The sequence below is a fragment of the Stenotrophomonas veracruzanensis genome, from assembly GCF_032911525.1.
Taxonomy (GTDB): Bacteria; Pseudomonadota; Gammaproteobacteria; order Xanthomonadales; family Xanthomonadaceae; genus Stenotrophomonas; species Stenotrophomonas africana.
Map to the genome: position 1 here is coordinate 13,802 of NZ_JAWJTI010000019.1, position 19,128 is coordinate 32,929.

Genomic DNA, 19,128 nt, shown 5'->3' on the forward strand with positions numbered 1-19,128 from the left:
CGCAGCCCGGCCGCTCCACCGCGCCGCTATCCTGCCCGCCCATGCGTGCTCTCCGCCTGCTCATCGCCGTTGCCGTGGCCCTGGCGGCCACGGCCTGCCAGCGTCCGCCTGCAGCACCGGCCACGCCGGAACAGGCGCACCAGCAGGCGATGCAGCGCGCGTTTGAACTGTGTGCCGGCTGCCACACCGTGCAACCCGGGGGCATCCACCGCTTCGGGCCGAACCTGCACGGCGTGATCGGTCGTCGCGCCGGCAGCCTGCCCGACTACGGCTACTCCGATGGCATGCGCCGCGCCGACATCACCTGGACCGCGCAGACGCTGGATGCGTTCCTGCAGTCGCCCACCCACATGGTGCCCGGCACGCGCATGTACAACGCCTTCCCCAGCGCCGAACGCCGCGCGCTGGTGATCGCCTACCTGCAGCAGCAGTCGGCTCAGTGAGCCAGGCGCTGCAGCTGTTGCTGCAGCCGCGCCACGAAGGTCGCCACTGCCGCGAACAGCGACGCCACATCGGTTTCCGCCGCATCCTGCAGGCGCTCGACCAGTGCATTGGCCTGCGCGGCCAATCCCGTTGCCCCCACCGCGCCCAGTCCGCCGGCCTGCCGATGCAGGTGCAGCGCGGCAGTCTCGCGATCACCGGCCTGCACGGCGTGCTGTACGGCCGCCAGATCGCCTTCGCTGGCCTGCAGCAGGCTGTCACGCAGCTGCTCGGCCACCGCGCGCGAGCCGAAGCGCTGCTGCAGGGCCGCCAGATCAGGCAGCGTATCGCCATCGTCGGCCGCCACCTCGACCACCGGCACCTCGAACGACTGGCCCTGCGCCTGTGGCAACCAGCGCAGCAGCGCGGCGCGCAACGTTGCCAGTGACAGCGGCTTGGCCAGCACCTCATCCATGCCCGCCTCACGGCAGCGACGTGCATCGTCATCCAGCACGCTGGCGGTCAGCGCCAGCACGGTCAGCCGCGGCTGGCCATTGCGGCCTTCGCGTTCGCGCAGCAGCCGGGTGAAGCCAAAGCCATCCAGCACCGGCATCCGGCAGTCAGTGATCACCAGATCGAAGCTCTCCGACGACAGCCGATCCAGTCCCTGCTGGCCGTCACCGACCATCACGTGCGGCACGCCCAGCTGCTGCAGGCGCCAGGCCATCATCGCCTGGTTGGTCGGGTGGTCCTCGATCACCAGCACCCGTGCCTCGCGCAGCGGCGCAGGCAGCAGCGCCATCTGATCCTGCTCGGCCACCAGGGCTTCGACATCGCCACTGCCGGCCTCCACCAGCGACAGCCGCACCTCGGCGCGGGTGCCCTCGCCCAGCGTACTGTGCAACGCCAGCTCGCCGTCCATCATCTGCACCAGACGCTGGCAGATGCTCAAGCCCAGCCCGGTGCCGCCGTGGTCTCGCTGGATGTAGGCACCGGCCTGGGTGAATGGCGCGAACAGGTGCTGCAGCTGTTCCGGTGCAATGCCGATGCCGGTATCAGTGACACTCAGGCACAGCGGCTGAGCCCCCTCCTCGCTGGTCGGCCCCAGCACCTCCAGCTGCAGGCGAACCTCGCCCTGCGCGGTGAACTTGATGGCGTTGCTGAGCAGGTTGAACACGATCTGGCGCAGGCGTACGCCATCCACTTCGTGGGCCGGCGCCAGCTGCGGGTCGATCTGCACGTGCAGCGCCAACCCACGTGCACTGGCCTGTGCGGAGAGCAGGCGGCACACGCTCTCCAGCAACGGCCGCAGTGGCTGCGGCACCGGCTCCAGGCGCAGTGCGCCAGCCTCCAGCCGTGAGTAGTCGAGGATGTCGTCCAGGATCTGCCGCAGCATCTGCGCCGAGTCCTCGATCACCCCAAGGATGCGCTGCTGTTCGGTGTCCAGCGGCGAATGCGCCAGCACTTCCAGCATGCCCAGCACGCCACTCATCGGCGTACGGATTTCATGGCTCATGGTCGCCAGGAAGCGCGACTTCGCTTCCGCCGCCTGCTCGGCCTCGGCCTTGGCCGTGACCAGGGCGTCGGCCTGTGCACGCGCTTCGCTTACATCCACCCAGTAGCCACTCCAGGTCACCGCACCGGCTTCGGCGGCATACGGATGGGCCTGGCTGCGCACCCAGCGCGCGCCTTCGCCCCCGGCGCGCAGGCGGAACTCGAGGATCAGTGGCGCGAACTGGCGCGCGGCCTGTTCGACGGCCTGCAGGATGTGCGCGCGATCGTCTTCTTCAATGCGTTCCAGCAGCATGCTGGCATCCTGCTCGGCCTGCTGCCGGCTGATCCCGAACAACGCCTGCAGATCACCGGCGATGAACGGAAAGCTGAGCACGCCATCAGCGCTGCGGCGTGCCTGGTAGACCACCGCAGGCAGGTTGTCGGTGACCTCGGCCAGTCGCTGTTCCAGATGACGCCGGCCGGTCACTTCGCGGCGCAGGCGCCAGTAGCCGATGCCATGCACCAACAACGCGGTCAGCAGTACCAGCGCCAGTGGCAGGCCCCAGTGCAATGCGCTTTTCCAGTCAACGCCAGTGCGATACTCCACCGCCAGCCAGTCGCCACGCAGCGCCTCATGCTTGCGCGGCGTCATCTGCAGCAGCAGGCGGTCGAAGGTGGTCGCCAGTGCGGCATGCCGCCGCTCCACCGCCAGCACCAGCTGATCATTGAAGCCTGCCGGTGCAGCGACCTGCAGGCGGCCGGGGAAACGACTGCGCAGCAGGTAGTCGACCAGCGCCAGATTGCCCACGTAGGCATCGGCCTCGCCATCAAGCAGCCGCTGCATCGCCTGTTCCGCACTGCGTGCCGCCATGATCCGGGCCTGCGGTGCCTGCTGCAGCACGTAGCCCCGCACACGCTCGGGATCGGACAGCAGCACGCGCTTGCCCTGCAGGTCCGACATGCCCAGCAGGGCTGGGCTGTCGACGCGGCTGACGATCACGTTCGGCACACTGATGAAGGGCTGGCTGAACACCCAGTCCGGCCCCAGGTAGCGCGAATCGGCCGGGATTCCCATCACCGCCTGCAGCTCGCCACGGCGGGCCTTCTCACGCACCTCATACCAGTCGTGGCTGCTCTCCGGCTGCAGGTTGGCGCCGGCCTGCATCAGACGGCGCAGGTACTCACTGGCCAGCCCGCTGGGCTTGCCCTGCTCGTCGGTGAACGACAGCGGCGCCGCGTTCGGTGCGAAACCGATCTTCAACGGCTGTTCCAGCACCCGCTTCTCTGCCCGGCTCAGCGCCAGCTGCGCCGATGCCGACCATTGCGGCGGCGGCAGCCAGCGTTGTGCCAGCGCGTCCCGTTGCGACTGGCTGGTTGCCGCCAGCGCGAGGTCCAGCGCTTCGGCCAATGGCTGCTTGCTGTTGGGTACACCGAAGTGCAGGCGTTCGGGAGGCAGATCGCTCGGCCGCAGCAACACCACGCCCTGCAGGCGCTGGGTGGCGATCAGTTCGGTGGCGACATAGGCATTGCCGATATAGACATCAGCTTTGTCGTCTCTGACCATCTCGAGTGCCGCCAACGAGCTGTTTGCGACAAGCTGACGGGCCTGCGGAAAACGCGCGCGCACCTGCGGACCGGTCAGGAAGTCCTGCTCGATCACCACCCGCAGTCCATCCAGATCGGGATTGTCCGAGGCACGCAGGTCGTCGGGGCGGCCCACCAGAGCCAGCGGTGCCTCGCCATAGGCGGCGGTATAGACCATGCAGCGGGTGCGGTCGGCACTCAGACCGACATTCATCACCACATCGATCTCGCCACGACATGCCGCATCCAGCACGGAGGTCCAATCCGGAAAACGACGGGCCTCGACCTTCACACCCAACTGACGGGCAAGAAGCGACAGATAATCCGGGCCCAGACCCACCTGCTGGCCATCACGGAGTGACTCGAATGGTGGCCAGCCGCTGTCATACTGCCCCACGACGATGCTCGGATGGGTGGCCAGGTACTCGCGCTGCAGGGGACTGAGCGGCAGGAGGCCAGGAACGGCCTGCGCCAACGCTGCCGGCAGCGCCAGCAGGGCCAGCAGCAGGACCAGTCCGCGAACAGCCCAGCTACGCATCGGCGACGATCTCCTAGAATCCTGCCAGGGACCGCGATGGTCGCGGCCCGGCCAGCCCGGTGGCCATACTAGAGCATGAGCTTGCGCATCATCATCGCAGACGACCACCCGGTGGTCCGTATCGGTACCCGCGCCGTCATCGAATCGAGCGGGGTAGGCCGCGTGGTCGGCGAAGCCGACAGTGCACAGGCGCTGATGGCCCTGCTGGGCAGCCAGCCCTGCGACCTGCTGGTCACCGACTACTCCATGCCCGGCAGCCCCCAGGCCGACGGCTTCGCCATGATCGGCATGATCCGCCGCCGCCATCCCGACCTGCCGGTATTGATGCTCAGCGTCTCCAACAACCTGGCCATCCTGCGCATGGTGCTCGACAGCGGCGTGCTCGGCCTGGTCGACAAGAGCTCGTCGATGGACGAACTGCCGCAGGCCATCCAGGCGGTCTATCGTGGCCAGCCCTATATCAGCCGCAGCCTGCGCGAGCGGGTCGAGACCGCCGGCAGCTGGCGCATGCGCGAGGGCGACGGCAAGCCGCTGTCGCCGCGCGAGGTGGAGGTGCTGCGGCTGCTTGGCACCGGCATGACGGTGAAGGAAATCTCGCTGCAGCTGCACAAGAGCGTCAGCACCATCAGCCGGCAGAAGGGTGACGCCATGCTCAAGCTGGGCCTGAAAGGCGACGCCGAACTGTTCGACTACCTGCGTGACGGCAGGATCTGAGAGCCGGATTACACACGCCGGGGGCCATCCACCGCCCTCTTTGATGTGCCGCGGATCTGTGCCAAGATGGCCCGGCATGAGTTCTCAATGCGAGGTCGAAGGAATCGACCGGCTCATGTCCTCGCTCCCGTCCCTGGTGGATGGGGTGCGGTTTCCTGCCGGCCGTCTGGCCCGGCAACGCTGACCATGGAGAGGCGCATGCATCACCCCCCTGAGCTACGTTGGACCCTGCCGTTGCGGCCCCTGCGCGCATTCGCGGCGTGCCTGCTCGTCTCTCTTTCCGCTGCCGCCTGCAGCGCCGCCGATCCGGCCCCCTCGTCCTCCCAGCCTGGCGCCCCTGCGCAGGCTGCCAATGCGCCCCGACAGGATGTTGCCCCGATGCAGACCCCCACCCCCGATGCCGCCGTCATCCCGCCCGACGCGCCGACCGTGATGTATTTCACCTACCAGGTGGACGGCGATGGCGCGACCTCCTACGAGGTCCAGAACGGCAGCGTGGCGACCTTCTGGTTCGGCCACACCTTCACTCTTGATGGCACCACGTACTACACGGGTTTCTCCTGGGATACCCGCGAGCACTACGGCAAGCCGGGCGAGCAGACGCCGGCCGGTCCGGACGACCGCGCCAACCTCGCCGAGGCCACCTTCGTACTGGCCGGCACCGACGCCAGGAAGCCATGGAAGTTCCGTGGCCAGGAATGGACCATCGGCGCACTGGGCGCGTACGACAAGGCCGACGATGTCGATACCCGGCGCAAGCCGCTTGAACATCGCACCACCGACGGCCGCCTGCTGCTGGCGGTGCCGACCAGCAACTTCGACCGTGGCATCAGCAGCACCGGCTATGCGCTGCTGCTGTTCAACCCCAAGCGCAGCGAAGACGACGTGGACAGCAAGGTCTGGCGCTATGTCGGCTCGGTGCGCATCGGTGAGGACAACAGCGCGGCCTGCGACGAAGGCAACGTGATGCCCTGCACCAGCAGCGATGGCGAACTGGCCTTCGTTGCCGACGGCAACGGCCTGCCGCGACTGACCGTGACCTTCAAGGGCACCACCATCGAAGCCCCCGGCAAGACCCGCGCTCTGGGTGCCGGCGACGCCGTGCACTACACCTTCGACAGCGCGACCCAGCAGTACGTCGCGCCCTGATAGCACCCGCCACGCGCGGGTTACCTGTTGACCGACATGTTCTTGACTCACGGATGAGTCCGGTTGGCGATTCGCGGCATGCGCCGCTCCATCAACCCCGAGGAAAACGTCATGGCACAGCATGACTACAGCAGAAAGGAAGTCCTGGACATCGTCGAGCAGGTTGCCCGGCACAAGGGCATCCCGGTCGATGACTTCATGCGCTTCGCGCACATCGAGACCGGCGGCAGCTTCAACGAGCGCGCCCACAACACCTCGTCCGGTGCCAAGGGCCTGTTCCAGTTCGTGCCCGGTTCCGCGCGCCAGTACCACCTGACCGGCCACGAGTTCGACCCCACCCGCAACACCGAAGCGGCCGCGCAGATGTACCAGGACAACCTGGACTCGATGGCGCGCCGCAACGAACGCACGGGCCACCCGTACCTGTCCGGCGGAGCGACGCCGACCGGCCTGGACCTGTACCTGGCCCACCAGCAGGGCAGCGCCGGCTATGGCTCGGTGCAGACGGCCATCGCCACCGGCACCTTCGGCGTGGTGCGCAACGGCCATGGTGAAGAGATCAACATGCGCCGCAACGTGCTCAACCAGATCGGTTCCGATGCCAAGGCGCTGACCGGCCACACGCTGGCCGAGATGCGCGGCATGAACGACGGCGACCTGGCGCGGACGTTCTCCAGCTACTACATCCACAAGTACGCGGCGATCAGCATTCCGGAAAAGAACATTGCCCCGCAGACGGTGGCGCAGGGCCAGGGCCCGTCCCCGGCAGCGCCTGCACAGGCCAGCGCAACGGCGGCCGCCGCGCCGAAGCCGGGCATTGAACTGCAGGCCGCCTACGACGCAGGCCTGAAGTACGACCACGTGAAGTACGCCATCAACATCCCGGGTCACGCGCTGTACGTGCCGGGCAAGACCGGCAAGAACGTGGAGCAGGGTTACATCGACTGTTCCGGCTGGGTCGGCACGCTGCAGAACCGGACCATGGACGAGATCAACCAGAAGGCCGGGCATGCGGTGTTCAGCAAGGCCGACCGCATCGACCTGGGCAACCTGGGTTCCGGCGGCATCGTGCGCAAGGCGTTCGACCAGTCCGGCGTGCTGCTGGACCGCGACGCGATCCTGAAGCCCGATGCGCTGAAGGAAGGCATGATCATCGGCCTGGATACGGCCAGGACCCGCCATGAGCACTGGAACGGCATCGACCACATCGTGATGGTGGTGCGCGACCCCAACACCGACAAGCTGCTGATCAGCCAGTCCACCGGCAGCAAGGGCGTGCACACCATGCCGGTGGAGGACTACCTCAAGCAGGTGAAGGACCACCCGAACTGGAAGCTGTACGCCTCCGATCCGCTGTCCAAGGCGCGCGACCTGCTGGAGAACCGCACCCAGTCGCACGAGCAGACCCAGGGCAAGCCCGCGGCCGAGCACAAGGCCGCTGCCACCCCGCACGCCGAACTGTACAAGCAGGGTGCGCACAGCGAGGGCGTGCGCAAGGTGCAGGAGCAGCTGGGCCACCTCGGCTACGTCGGTGCCGACGGCAAGCCGCTGGTCGAGGATGGCCGCTTCGGTCGCAACACCGACGCGGCGGTGCGCCAGCTGCAGAAGGACAACGGCCTGGTGGCCGACGGCATTGTCGGGGCGAAGACCCTGGAAGCGATCAAGGACGCACGCGAACGGCCGTTGCTCAACGACGAACGGCACCCGCGCAATCCGTTGTTCATCCAGGCCAGCAAGGGTCTGGAGCTGATGCCGGCAGGCACCTTCAAGGATCGCCACGCGCTGGAAAGCGCCGCCGCGGCGCTGACCAGGGAAGCCCACGCCGCCGGCCTGCAGCGCATCGACTCGGTGGTGCCCAGCCCGAACGGCGAGCGTCTGTTCGCCGTGCAGGGCACGATCGGTGACCCGGCCGCCAGCCGTGTCGCGGTGGATACCCGTGCGGCCAGCGAGCAGAGCCTGGCGCTCAGCAGCGGTGCCGTGCAGGGCGCGCCGAACGTGCTGCACCCGCAGCAGGATGCCCAGCAGGAGCAGACCCGGCAGGCACAGAAGGCGATGGGCGTCTAAGCCCGCAGCGCCTTGGCAGAGAAGGGAGGGCCACGCCCGCGTGGCCCTTTCCCTTTCTGCCAGCTGAGCGGCCGAGGCCGCTTTCAGCCTTGCTTCATGCCGCCTGCCGCTAGATGAATGCGCAAGCCGCACGGCGGGCCAGGCAATGTTCCGGCAATGTTGGAACGCCAGCGTGGACACCACGGCAGCCGGGGCGCCCCGCGCCCTCCCTGCCCAGCGTGGCATGCACCTCACAGGAGAACGAACATGCTCAGTACTTCCGCACTCAGCTTCCGTGGTCTGGCGATGGCTCTGGCACTGGTGGCCGGTGTGGCCGTGGTCAGCGATGCCAGCGCGATGTCGAGGAAGGACAAGCGCACCCTGGTCGGCGCCGTGGTCGGTGGCGTGGCCGGCAACCTGCTCTCCAACGGCGATCCTGCGGCAACCGTCGGCGGCGCCGTGGCCGGCGGTGCGATTGGCAACCTGACCACTTCCGACCGTCGCGACCGCCGTTACTACGACAATCGTCGTTACGACGACCGCTACGATCGCCGTTACGACCGTGGCTACTACCGCAGCGGCTACTACGACCGCGGTGACGACCGTCGCTGGCAGCGCGAGCGCTACTACGACAACCGCTACTACCACGACCGCGGTCGCCATCGCGGCTGGTAAGCAGGGCGGCATCCTCCATGCCGATGCACGGACGGGCGGGTCGATGACCCGCCCGTTTGCGTTGGCCGCGTGCATGGCGTTGAATGCGCAGCCTTGGATGTGACTTTCCCCACCGGGGCTGCGGCATGACGTCTTCCTCCCATCGCGTGCAGGGCCTCAACAACGACGAGGTCGCTGCCGACTGGCCACCGATCAGCGCGACTGACATCGCGTGGCTGAGTACGCGTTACCCGCAGCTGGGCGGGCACAGCCAACCGCGCTGGCACAGCCCACGGCCGCTGTCGGCCGCCGCCATCGTCGACGGCGTGGACGGTGCGGTGTTCATCAAGCGCCACCACCAGAGCGTGCGCAGTGCGGCCTGCCTGGAAGAAGAACACCGTTTCATCGCCCATCTCGCCGCCGCCGGCGTGCCGGTGGTGCAGGTGCTGCCGGCGGTTGATGGCCACACTGCGGTCGAACATGGCGAATGGACGTTTGAACTGCACGATGTCGGCGTGGGCGACGACCTGTACCGCGACGCGGTGTCGTGGTCGTTGCTGACCGATGTCGCGCAGGCCCGCGAAGCCGGGCGCGCACTCGCGCAGCTGCACCGTGCCGGGGCCAGCTATCATGCGCCCCAGCGCAGCACCCATGTGCTGGTCGCACGCGACGATCTGATCCGCGCCGACGATCCGATCGCGGCCATCAAGGCAGGGCTGCATGAGCGCCCCGGGCTGGCCCGCTATCTGGCGCGCATTCCATGGGAAGCACAGCTGCAGCGTGACGTGCTGCCATGGCATGCCGGCCTGGCCCAGCGCCTGCGCGACGAGCCACGACTGTGGGCGCACAACGACTGGCATGTCTCCAACCTGCTGTGGCGGGATGGCCAGGTCAGTACCGTGCTGGATTTCGGCCTGGCCTCGCCCACCAGCGCACTGTTCGACCTCGCCACCGCGATCGAGCGCAATGCGGTGGCGTGGCTGGAACTGGAGCGCGGCATGCAGGCGGTGCGCATCGATATCGCGCTGGCGTTGCTCGACGGCTACCGCCAGGCGCTGCCGTTGTCGGCGGCACGCGTGCACCTGCTGGCCGACCTGCTGCCGATGGTCCATTTCGACTTCGCACTGTCCGAAGTGGAGTACTTCGAAGGCATCACCGGTTCGACCGCGAACGCGGATGTGGCCTGGCAGCCCTTCATGCTGGGGCATCCGGCATGGTTCCACAGCGCGCCGGGGCAGGCACTGCTGCAGGCGCTGCACGCGGTAGCCTGAAGGGCACCGGCTCGCAAATCCGTACCATTTGTAGTGAAATGGTCACCTGAAGCGGGGGTGCCTGGATCTGCCAGGCTGAGAGAGTCCCTTGGAACCTGATCCGGTTTGCACCGGCGTAGGGAGCTTTGAGCCGCAGCCACACCCCCGTCATGGGCCGGTGCACCTGCGCGCCGTCGCTTCGTCTCCCTTGTTGTCCGAAGACGAACCGAATGAACCGCTGCCTGCACCCCACCCTGCTCTCCCTCGCCCTTTGCGCCGCGCTGCCGCTGCACGCCAGCGAAGCCGAGGCGTCCCCCGATGCGGCTGCCACCGGCGCCGAGCGTTCGCCGACCGAACTGGCGGCGGTGCGCGTGCAGGCCGGCAAGCCGAAGGCCGATACCTCGCGCGTGAACGCCTTCGGTGGTGGTTCCTGGAAGGACACGCCGGCGTCGGTGAACGTGCTTGAGCGCGACTACCTCGACCGTCGCCAGGTACGTTCGCTGTCCGAGCTGGCCAGCAACGACGCCTCGCTGGGTGATGCGTATGCACCGGTGGGCTACTACCAGAACATCGCCATCCGTGGCTTCGCCCTGGACGCCGCCACCGGCTACCGCTTCAACGGTCTGTCCATCGCCGGCGAACAGCGCCTGGCGCTGGAGAACGTGCAGTCGGTGGAGATCCTCAAGGGTGAAGCCGGCCTGGCCGCAGGCGTGATGGCACCCGGCGGCATCATCAACTACATCGGCAAGCGCCCGGCCGAAGTGCGCACCGCCACGCTCGGCACCGACTCGGAGGGTTCGCGCTACGTCGCTGTCGATGTCGGCCACTGGATCACCCCGCGCTTCGGCCTGCGCCTGAATGCCGCGTGGGATTCCAGCAATTCCTATGTCGAGCACGCCGATGGCCGCCGCAATTTCTACTCGCTCGCGGCCGACTGGCTGATCGGCGAGCGCGGCAAGCTGGAGGTGGATGCCAACTACCAGACCAGCTCGCAGCGTTCGGTGTCCGGTTACCAGCTGCTGGGCGCACGCGACCTGCCGCGCGGCGTCGACCGCGAGCACCTGCTCGGCTACCAGCCGTGGCAGCGGCCGGTGGATATCGCCAGCACCAACATCACCGCCCTGCACACCTACGACTTCAACGAGGCCTGGCAGTCGCGCGTCTCGGTCGGCCACAGCCGCTCGGTGATCGATGACAACGTCGCCTTCGCCTATGGCTGCTACTACGCCGTGCAGTGCGCCGATGGCAGCGTGCCGGGCAACTACTTCGCGCCCAACGGCGACTACGACGTCTACGACTACCGCAGCCCGGACGACACCCGCCGCAACCAGCAGGCCCGTGCCGAACTGCGTGGCCGCTTCGAGACCGGCAGCGTCGGCCATGAGCTGACCCTCGGCGCCGACTATTTCCGCCGTACCGTGGACAAGCGCCCGAGCGTCAACGAATACGTCGGCACCACCAACATCCACGATGCGCAGGTGCCGGTGTTCGCGCCGTCGCCGAAGATGCCGGGCCCCTCCGCACGTCGCCTGGACAGCCGCCAGACCGCGTTCTTCGCGCTGGACCGGATGAGCTTCGGCGATGACTGGCAGTGGCTGGCCGGTGGCCGCTTCGTGCGCCTCGACGAGCGCGCCTACGACAAGCGTGGCGTCCCGCAGCGGCACAGCCGCCTTTCGCGCTTCCTGCCGCAGACTGCGGTGGTGTGGAAGGCCACCGACCAGCTCAATGCCTATGCCAGCTATGTGCGCGGCATCTCGCTGGGCCAGGAAGCGCCGTTCTGGACCAGCAACGCCGATACCTTCCTGCCATCGGTGCAGTCGCGGCAGCTGGAAGTGGGTGTGAAGTACATGCCGGTCGAGGTGCTGACCCTGGGCGCGGCGCTGTTCCGCATTTCGCAGCCGTACCAGTACGCCAAGCCGGACGGCAGCGATGTCGGCTACACCTTCGTCGAGGAAGGCAAGCAGACCCACACCGGCCTGGAGCTGACCGCCAATGGCCAGCTGACCGATGCGCTGCAGATCGTGGCCAGCGCCAGCGTGCTGCGGGCACGCGCGCGCGACACCGGCACGCCCGCCTATGAAGGCCATCAGCTGGTGAACGTGCCGAAGGTGCGCGCCAGCGTGCACGTGGCCTATGCGCTGCCGTTCGTACAGGGCCTGGACGTGACCGGCGGCTGGCGCTATGCCGGTGCCAATGTCGCCCGCGCCGATGGTGGTGTGCGCGCACCGGACTACTCGGTGTTCGATGCCGGCCTGCGCTTCCAGCATCGCCTGCACGAGCGTGCGGTGACCTGGAACCTGTCGGTGGACAACGTGTTCAACCGCTTCTACTGGCGCGATACCGGCAGCAGCGGCGGTGACTACTACCTGTTCCCCGGCGCACCGCGACAGGCCCGCCTGTCGGTGACGTTCGCGCTGTGAGCGGCCTGATGCTGGAGTGGGCCGCCGCGCTGTGCAGCATCCTCGGCGTCTGGCTGATGGCCAAGCGCCGGCTGGTGGCGTGGCCGGTGGGCCTGCTGTCGGTGATGCTGTATGGCCTGGTGTTCGCCGAGGCCAAGCTGTACTCGGACACCCTGCTGCAGGTCGCCTTCGGTGGCTTCCTGGTCTACGGCTGGCTCAACTGGCGGCAGCACGCCGCCGACGAGGGCAGCGTCCGCATCATGCCACTGGCGCGCGGCAAGCTGCTGCGCGACCTGGCCATCGGTCTCTGCGGTGGCGTGGCGCTGGGTGCGGCCATGCACACCTTCACCGATGCCGCGCTGCCGTGGCTGGACGCGATGCTGACCGCGCTGAGCCTGGTCGGCCAGTGGTGGCAGGCACGCCGCCACGTGGCCTGCTGGTGGGTGTGGATCGCGGTGGACTTGGTGTACGTGGGTGCGTACCTGTTCAAGTCGCTGCATGTGACCGCCGCGCTGTACGTGTTCTTCCTCGGCCTGGCCGTGTTCGGGCTGCGCGCATGGAGCGCAGCTGCGCGTGAACCGCAGGTGGCAACCCGGTAGAGCCACGCCATGCGTGGCTGTTACGGGCAATCGGCGCGCCATCCACGCATGGCGTGGATCTACGGGGTCAGGGCCAAACCCAGCCGCAGCGGCTGGCGCATGTCCGCCGGCGGTCCCGCCTGCAGCGGGCCGGCCTGCAGCGTCGCGCGCAGGTCGGCGTCGACCTGGGCATCACCCAGGCTGTCGAATTCCAGCTTCGAGATGCGGCCATCCGCCGCGATCCACACGCTCACCGGCAGCGGCGTCGGTGTATCCGGATGTGCCTGCAGCCATTCCAGCACGCGCTGCGCCTGCGGGTCCTGCTCCTGCTGCAGGCGCTGCTGCAGCTGACCACCCACGGCGGCGGCGTAGGCCATCCAGTGCGCAGGGGCTTCCTGCGCGGACACCGCAGCGCTCCCCAGTGCCAGCGCACCGAACAACGCGGCCAGCCGCTTCCACCCGCGGCGTGCGCCGCTCCTGTTTCCGGTCATGGTCATCGCCCGCCTCCTGCACTCCCATCCAGCACGACATGGTCGGCGCGGTAGATGACAGGCAGATGGCGGCACAGTAGAGCCACGCCATGCGTGGCTGCTACGGGCAACGTGTGCACCTTCCACGCATGGCGTGGATCTACTGGAACAGAGCGGCCAGTAGCATGCGCAAGGACGAGAGGCGCGATCAATCGCCGAGATCGGCCAGCACCTTGCGCGAAGGCGCGAAGAAGGTCACGCCGGTGGTGGCGGTGGAGAAATCGAGGATGCGGTCGTGCAGTGGCGCGGGATTGCCGATGAACATGCGCTCGAGCATCTTCTCGATCACCCACAGGCGGCGCGTGTAGCCGATGAAGTAGGTGCCGTACTCGCCACGACCCGGGTTGGCGAACGGCATGTTGTCGCGCAGGATCTCGTGCTCGCCGTCGGCATCCTCGATGGTGCACAACGTCTTGTGCGACTTCTGCGCATCGGCCGGCGCATCATCCAGCTCGATGTTGTCGTGCTTGGTGCGGCCGATGATCGCTTCCTGCGCCTCGGTCTTCTGCGCGCGCCAGGCGTCGAGGTTGTGCAGGTACTTCTGCACCACCACGTAGCTGCCGCCGGCATGCTCCGGGTCTTCCTCACCCACGATCGTGGCTTCCGGCAGCGACAGTCCTTCCGGGTTGGCGGTGCCATCGACGAAATCGAGCAGGTCGCGGCCATCGAAATAACGGAAGCCGGCCACGTCATCGACCGTCTCCACCGCATCGCCGAAGGCCATCAGCAGGTTGCGCTCGAATGCCACGATCAGGTCCATGGTGCGTGCGCGGATGTGATACAGCAGGTCGCCGGGTGTGGACACGGCGGTGTGGGTCGCGCCCTTGATCTCGCGGAACGGCTGCAGCTCACGCGGCGGCGTGGTGCCCACCAGCGGCTGCCAAACGCGGTAGCCAATGGCCACGTTGCAGGTGAAGGTGCGCTCGATCTCGCGGATGGCGGTGTTCTTGATCAGATCATCGGTGCTGGCCAGCACCTCGCGCGCCTTGGCGATCGACGCCTCGTCATCCTTCACCTTCAGCACCAGGAACGCCGCCGAATGGGTCAGTGGCGCGGTGATCTGCTGCGGCTCGTTGTCGAGCGTGTGGTTGAGGGCGGTGATCGGTGCGGGCTGGGAGTTCACGGCGGTTCCTGCAGGCTTGAGACGGGCGCATCGCGCGTGGCGATGTGCGGGCGATCATAGCCGAAGCTCCTGATCGGCGACGGAGCGGTTCTCAGGTCGCGGCGGATGCCGCGTGCGTTTGAGACAGCGCCATGACACTGCTAGCCTGGGCCATGAGGCCGGCAGCACGTGGCCATCCCTGCACTTCACGGAGGAAGACGCTGATGTCCCATACATCGATGCAGTGGCTGCGCGCATCCGCCACAACCGTGGCCCTCGCTCTGGCGTTGGGAACACCGCTTGGCGCGCACGCCGCTGCCGAGGATCCCTTCTTCACCGCCCTCGATCGCTACGGCGCCGACGACTTCAGCGGATGCGCGCGACTGCTCGGCGAGCTGTTGCAGCGTGGTGGCCGCTTCCCCGACGGCGGCGAGCTGCTGCTGGTGGAATGCACGGCCGCTGCCGGCGACCGCAGCCAGGCAATGGACTACGTGAACCAACTGCTGCCCCGCGGGCGCTTGTCATTCGATGATCTGCTGCACAAGGATCGACCGGGCCTGAACGCCCTGCGCGCCGATCCGGCGTGGCCGGACATGCAGCGGCGCGTGGAAGCCGCCGAGCAGCAACGCCTCGCGCAGCTGGACGCCCCGTTGCGCAAAGAGCTGCTGGAGCGCGCCGCACGTGACCAGGCCGCCCAGCATGTGGCCATCGACGCGGGGGGTGGCAATGCGTTCAAGGGCGTAGCACCGGTGGCCCAGGCCAATGCCGATTGGTTGAAGACCATGATTGCCGACAAGGGCTGGCCGACCTATTCGCGGGTCGGCCATGACGGGGCCAAGGCGGCCTGGCTGATCGTCCAGCACGCCGATCACGATCCCGCGTTCCAGGCGCAGGTACTGCCGATGATCGAACATGCGGCGAAGGCCGGCGAGGCCGATCTTCCCGATCTGGCGTTGCTGACCGATCGCGTACTGCTCGCGCAGGGCAAGCCGCAGCGTTACGGCAGCCAGTTCACCACCGCCGGCGACGGCACGATGGAGCTGCGGCCCACCGAAGACATGGACGGACTGGACGCACGGCGCCAGGTCATGGGGCTGCAACCGCTGGCGCAGTACAAGGCCACGCTGTCGGAGGCGTATCGCAAGCCGGTCCGCTAGGGCCGTATCAGCCTGGACGCATCACGGGTCGATGCAGACAACGTACTGCCGTGGGTCGGTCCAGCCGATGCGCAGATACGGACCTTCGAGCAGACCGCGGTCGCGAAGCCAGGCAAACACCTCGGCCGGGCTCCATTCGCGACCGGCCAAGAACGCTACGCCCCGGTCACGCAGGGCAGCGAACAAGCGGGCTTTGCCGATGTCGTCGCCCACTTCGGCGCACAATGTCGCCGCCTGCCCCGCCATGCCGAGTGCCTGCAACGCCGCACGCGCGTCTGCGTCCAGCACCACCACCTGCACGGTATTGCCGTCGGCCTGCTGCACATACGCGGAAATGGGGATCAGCATGCGCTGGACTCTGCCTGGCTCGGCCCAGTACGCATGCTCCGCGGCGGGTATCAGCAGGTTCAGGTCGCATCACTCCAGACCGCCAGTTCGTAGCCGTCCAGATCACGGAAGTGGAAGCGGCGGCCGCCGGGGAACGCGAACACCGCCTGTACGACTTCGCCACCGGCAGCGATTACACGCTGCTGTGCATCGGCCAGGTCCGCGCAGTAGAGGATCACCAGCGGCCCCCCGTGGGCACGCACCGGCGCGTCGGCCACGAAGCCACCTTTCAGACGGCCGTCGTCGAACTCGGTGTAGGCCGGGCCATAGTCGGTGAAATGCCAGCCGAACACCTCGCCGTAGAAGCGCTTGCTACGGGCGATGTCGGCGACGTTGAATTCGATGTTGTCGATGCGGCGTTCGGCATCGTGGGGCGCGGTATGGCTCATGGCGTGGCTCCTGGGTGGGAGCCCAGCTTCAATCAGCACGGCATCGCGGTCTTGAACGAAACGGCCATCATTGGCCCCATTCGAGGCGCAGTTCGCGTGCGGTCATGCTGGCAAGCTCGCGCGCCTCGCGGCTGAGATGGGCCTGGTCGGCATAGCCGGCCTCTGCGGCCAGCATCGCCAGCGAGTGCTGCGGCAGCGCACGGCTGTGGCGCAGGAAGCGTTGCAGGCGCAGGATCCGCTCCAGCGTCTTGGCGCCGTAGCCGAACTGCAACTGGCTGAAACGTCGCAGGCTGCGCGGGCTCAGGCTCAAGTGCGCCGCCAGCGTATCCAGCGTGGCGTCACCCGCGGCGAGCGCCCGGAACAGGACATGTGCACGCTGCGCCGACGTATCGAGCGCGGACGCACCCATATGCTGCTGCAGGCAGTGCGCCATCCGCTGCAGGCGCAGTGCAGGCGCGGTGTCGCCGATGGAGGCCGCAGCCTTGTTCGCCCACGTGCCCTTCAGATCGGCCAGTGGCACGGCCTGGCCGATGATCCCGGCCAAAGGCAGGCCCAGCGCGGCCAATGCCTGGCCGGGACGGAAGCGTGCGCCCAGCACCTGTGCACCGGGTGCCAGCGCCGGGTGCGCGGCCACGCGGTCCGGGCCGACCACGAACAACGCACCGTCGCGCCAGAGGATATCCACGCAGCCATCGGGCAATACGGTGATGTGCCCATCGGCATCGGCAGGAAGCTGGCTCTGCCAAAGCTGGCCAAAGTGGCCACGCAGCGGCGCAGGCGCCAGATGCTCCTGGTAGGCCGTGCCGGTGCCTGCGAGGGAGGAAAGGTCGCCCATACCGCATTGTGGCGCCACAGCGCCCATAAAAGTGAAGCCCGGCGCGAGGCCGGGCTTCGGTTGGCGTGTGGGAGAGAGAGAGAGAGTCACACGCCAGCACAACACGCACTAACGACAGGCGTTTGTTACCAGGTGAAGCGCGGACCCACGAACCACTCGCGGTCGCCGGCCTTGGCCAGCTTCACTTCGCCGCTCAGGCCCCAGTTCTGGTTGAACTTGGCGGTGGCGCCGACACGGCCGTAGAACTCGCCGTCCGGGTTGTAACCGTGCTTCTTGCTGAAATCTTCGTAGCCTGCCATCACGTAGCCTTCCACGTACGGGTTGAACGCGGTGCGCACGCCCACTTCGGTGGAGTAGCCGTTGAAGTCCAGGCCGCGCTTCTCGTCGTACTTCTGGTACGCAACACGGGCCACCAGGTCGGTGTTCGGTGCGATGCCATAGTTGTAGCCGACACCCAGGCGCCACTGGTCGACGTCATTCTTGAACTTGTCGGTTTCCTGGGCGCTGTAGTCGCCGAAGATGTGGAAGTTCGGGTGCACCGCCACGGAACCCTTCACCTTCCAGCCATCGGCGTCGCCGCCCTTGGCATCGGTGTTCACGTAGCCGCCTTCAACGTAGTTGTACGACAGGCCATCGGTTGCCGATGCAGCGAACGGCAGAGCAGCCAGAAGACCCAGGGCGAGCAGCGAATTCTTGTTCATCGGGACACACCTTTAATTATTTTGGTTTCGTCGGCCGCCTCCCGGGAGGGGGAGAGAGATGAGGCGGTCGACAGGTGTGAATTATCCGTTAGGGGGTCTAATCGACCCTGAATATTGAACTGACTGGTGTATAAATATGGTTCCCGTTCAGGGAACTCTGCATGGCCGCATTTCAAGGTGCGATCTCCCCCGCACTTGCTGCGCAGGCGTGCGTGGAGCACGCCTGCGTCGAATTGCCTTCGCATCAGGGCGAATTGCAACTTTTCCAATAGCGGCTCACTGGCACCGTCCCTATCATCCGCGGCCACCATCGCTTCGAAGTGTTGAACCTGGAAGTCGTGATCAATCTCGTCCATACGAGCGTGGTCGTCTCGCTCCCGGATTGGGCTGCCTACTCGTACTCAGAGGAGGTGGGGGACAGTGAGAATTACGGAATCATGGAGAGCGTGACGTTCGCGGACTGAGCGATTCCGTGCTGCGCGCGCCCCGCAATCGCGCGTGAGGCGAGCCGATGCCTGATGGCGGGTGCTGCCGACAACGGCACAGAAGTGCAATCGATGTGACAGCGGCTTCATACAGATGAATTGGCTGTTCTGAACAGGCACAAGGCGATCGGCCGGCGTACATCAGCTCGCCTGATCCCGCTTGTTAATGCTGAGTCAGAAACGGACTTCACAGTGCATCCACGTATTCAAATTCCAGCTGAAAGCGCTTGGTAGCGCCGGGAACAAACGCCGCTATATTCCAGCTTCCCCAGACGAAGGAGGGAGTGCAATGAACCTGAACCCGCAACACATGAAGACGGCCCGCGCACTTGCTGTAGCGCTCATCGCCACCGTCAGCCTTGGCGCCTGCGCCTCTTACAAGAACGAGTTTGCAACCATCAACTCGCGTCTCGATCAGCTCGACGTAAAGGTGCAGGGTGCCGCGCAGAGCGCGGAGTCCGCCAACCAGTCCGCACAGCAGGCCAACCAGCGCCTGGACCAGATCGAAGGCCGCGTGCAGCAGCTTGAAAGGGCACCTGCCGGCCGCAAGCCGCGCGGATAATCGCTCCCTCACCGTTTGAATTGATCCACCTCTGTATCGGGTGTATCGGGACCCAGTGGCCTTCGCCGGCCACTGGCATCCTTCCACCAAGATTGCATTGCAAGGAGTCGTCCCATTCGCACTTCCTCCTCCCCTGCACGCCGCGCCCTCCATGCCG

At 66.9% G+C, this 19,128-nt stretch carries 18 protein-coding genes and 1 riboswitch; of the genes, 10 read left to right on the forward strand and 8 right to left on the reverse strand.

What is annotated here, in order from left to right:
* The first annotated feature begins 41 nt into the window (after positions 1–41).
* On the forward strand, positions 42–443 hold the full coding sequence (locus R1H25_RS12820) for a cytochrome c family protein (RefSeq protein WP_049446178.1): 402 nt from the start codon (positions 42–44) through the stop codon (positions 441–443).
* On the opposite strand, the gene R1H25_RS12825 is transcribed toward R1H25_RS12820, so the two are convergent.
* The gene (locus R1H25_RS12825; protein WP_317223764.1) at positions 437–4,036 is read right to left on the reverse strand and encodes an ATP-binding protein; all 3,600 of its coding nucleotides are present in this window, start codon (positions 4,034–4,036) and stop codon (positions 437–439) included. The genes R1H25_RS12820 and R1H25_RS12825 overlap by 7 nt on opposite strands.
* Before the next feature lie 75 nt (positions 4,037–4,111).
* Here R1H25_RS12825 and R1H25_RS12830 point away from each other — a divergent pair, with 75 nt between their 5' ends.
* The 7 genes from R1H25_RS12830 to pnuC all read left to right on the forward strand — a co-directional run bounded on the left by R1H25_RS12830 (position 4,112) and on the right by pnuC (position 12,844).
* Positions 4,112–4,750, forward strand: coding sequence for a response regulator transcription factor (locus R1H25_RS12830; RefSeq protein WP_049446154.1), 639 nt, complete (start codon positions 4,112–4,114; stop codon positions 4,748–4,750).
* A gap of 378 nt (positions 4,751–5,128) precedes the next feature.
* On the forward strand, positions 5,129–5,899 hold the full coding sequence (locus R1H25_RS12835) for a hypothetical protein (protein WP_317223765.1): 771 nt from the start codon (positions 5,129–5,131) through the stop codon (positions 5,897–5,899).
* Between the two features lie 111 nt (positions 5,900–6,010).
* Entirely contained in the window at positions 6,011–7,963 is a 1,953-nt protein-coding gene (locus tag R1H25_RS12840) for a peptidoglycan-binding protein (protein WP_317223766.1), read from the forward strand.
* A 246-nt stretch (positions 7,964–8,209) separates the two neighbouring features.
* Positions 8,210–8,617: a glycine zipper 2TM domain-containing protein gene (locus tag R1H25_RS12845; protein ID WP_005411889.1), complete on the forward strand. Its 408-nt coding sequence runs from the start codon at positions 8,210–8,212 to the stop codon at positions 8,615–8,617.
* Positions 8,618–8,742: 125 nt separating this feature from the next.
* On the forward strand, positions 8,743–9,867 hold the full coding sequence (locus R1H25_RS12850; protein WP_317223767.1) for a phosphotransferase: 1,125 nt from the start codon (positions 8,743–8,745) through the stop codon (positions 9,865–9,867).
* Positions 9,868–9,910: 43 nt separating this feature from the next.
* Positions 9,911–10,006, forward strand: a riboswitch (TPP riboswitch).
* 70 nt (positions 10,007–10,076) lie between these two features.
* On the forward strand, positions 10,077–12,266 hold the full coding sequence (locus tag R1H25_RS12855; RefSeq protein ID WP_317223768.1) for a TonB-dependent siderophore receptor: 2,190 nt from the start codon (positions 10,077–10,079) through the stop codon (positions 12,264–12,266).
* A gap of 8 nt (positions 12,267–12,274) precedes the next feature.
* Positions 12,275–12,844 (forward strand): nicotinamide riboside transporter PnuC, encoded by a 570-nt coding sequence (gene pnuC / locus R1H25_RS12860; RefSeq protein WP_317223769.1) that lies wholly within the window; start codon positions 12,275–12,277, stop codon positions 12,842–12,844.
* A gap of 59 nt (positions 12,845–12,903) precedes the next feature.
* Here pnuC and R1H25_RS12865 read toward each other — a convergent pair whose 3' ends face one another.
* Both R1H25_RS12865 and R1H25_RS12870 read right to left on the reverse strand, forming a co-directional pair.
* The gene (locus R1H25_RS12865; protein WP_317223770.1) at positions 12,904–13,320 is read right to left on the reverse strand and encodes a hypothetical protein; all 417 of its coding nucleotides are present in this window, start codon (positions 13,318–13,320) and stop codon (positions 12,904–12,906) included.
* A 181-nt stretch (positions 13,321–13,501) separates the two neighbouring features.
* The gene (locus R1H25_RS12870; RefSeq protein WP_208043808.1) at positions 13,502–14,476 is read right to left on the reverse strand and encodes a Dyp-type peroxidase; all 975 of its coding nucleotides are present in this window, start codon (positions 14,474–14,476) and stop codon (positions 13,502–13,504) included.
* Positions 14,477–14,679: 203 nt separating this feature from the next.
* Here R1H25_RS12870 and R1H25_RS12875 point away from each other — a divergent pair, with 203 nt between their 5' ends.
* Positions 14,680–15,612: a DUF6624 domain-containing protein gene (locus tag R1H25_RS12875; protein WP_317223771.1), complete on the forward strand. Its 933-nt coding sequence runs from the start codon at positions 14,680–14,682 to the stop codon at positions 15,610–15,612.
* Positions 15,613–15,633: 21 nt separating this feature from the next.
* Here R1H25_RS12875 and R1H25_RS12880 read toward each other — a convergent pair whose 3' ends face one another.
* From R1H25_RS12880 to R1H25_RS12900, 5 genes are all read right to left on the reverse strand, one after another.
* The gene (locus R1H25_RS12880; RefSeq protein ID WP_317223772.1) at positions 15,634–15,960 is read right to left on the reverse strand and encodes a hypothetical protein; all 327 of its coding nucleotides are present in this window, start codon (positions 15,958–15,960) and stop codon (positions 15,634–15,636) included.
* Between the two features lie 59 nt (positions 15,961–16,019).
* Positions 16,020–16,388, reverse strand: a complete 369-nt coding sequence (locus R1H25_RS12885; protein ID WP_107378920.1) for a VOC family protein — start codon at positions 16,386–16,388, stop codon at positions 16,020–16,022.
* Between the two features lie 67 nt (positions 16,389–16,455).
* On the reverse strand, positions 16,456–17,223 hold the full coding sequence (locus R1H25_RS12890; protein WP_049446136.1) for a DUF6597 domain-containing transcriptional factor: 768 nt from the start codon (positions 17,221–17,223) through the stop codon (positions 16,456–16,458).
* A 125-nt stretch (positions 17,224–17,348) separates the two neighbouring features.
* The gene (locus R1H25_RS12895; RefSeq protein ID WP_004153562.1) at positions 17,349–17,924 is read right to left on the reverse strand and encodes an Ax21 family protein; all 576 of its coding nucleotides are present in this window, start codon (positions 17,922–17,924) and stop codon (positions 17,349–17,351) included.
* Positions 17,921–18,280 carry a hypothetical protein gene (locus R1H25_RS12900; RefSeq protein WP_317223773.1) on the reverse strand — a complete coding sequence of 120 codons (360 nt, stop codon included), beginning with the start codon at positions 18,278–18,280 and terminating at the stop codon, positions 17,921–17,923. Before R1H25_RS12900 ends, R1H25_RS12895 begins: the two co-directional genes overlap by 4 nt.
* 418 nt (positions 18,281–18,698) lie before the next feature.
* Here R1H25_RS12900 and R1H25_RS12905 point away from each other — a divergent pair, with 418 nt between their 5' ends.
* The gene (locus R1H25_RS12905) at positions 18,699–18,971 is read left to right on the forward strand and encodes a hypothetical protein (protein WP_010487149.1); all 273 of its coding nucleotides are present in this window, start codon (positions 18,699–18,701) and stop codon (positions 18,969–18,971) included.
* Positions 18,972–19,128 lie beyond the last annotated feature (157 nt).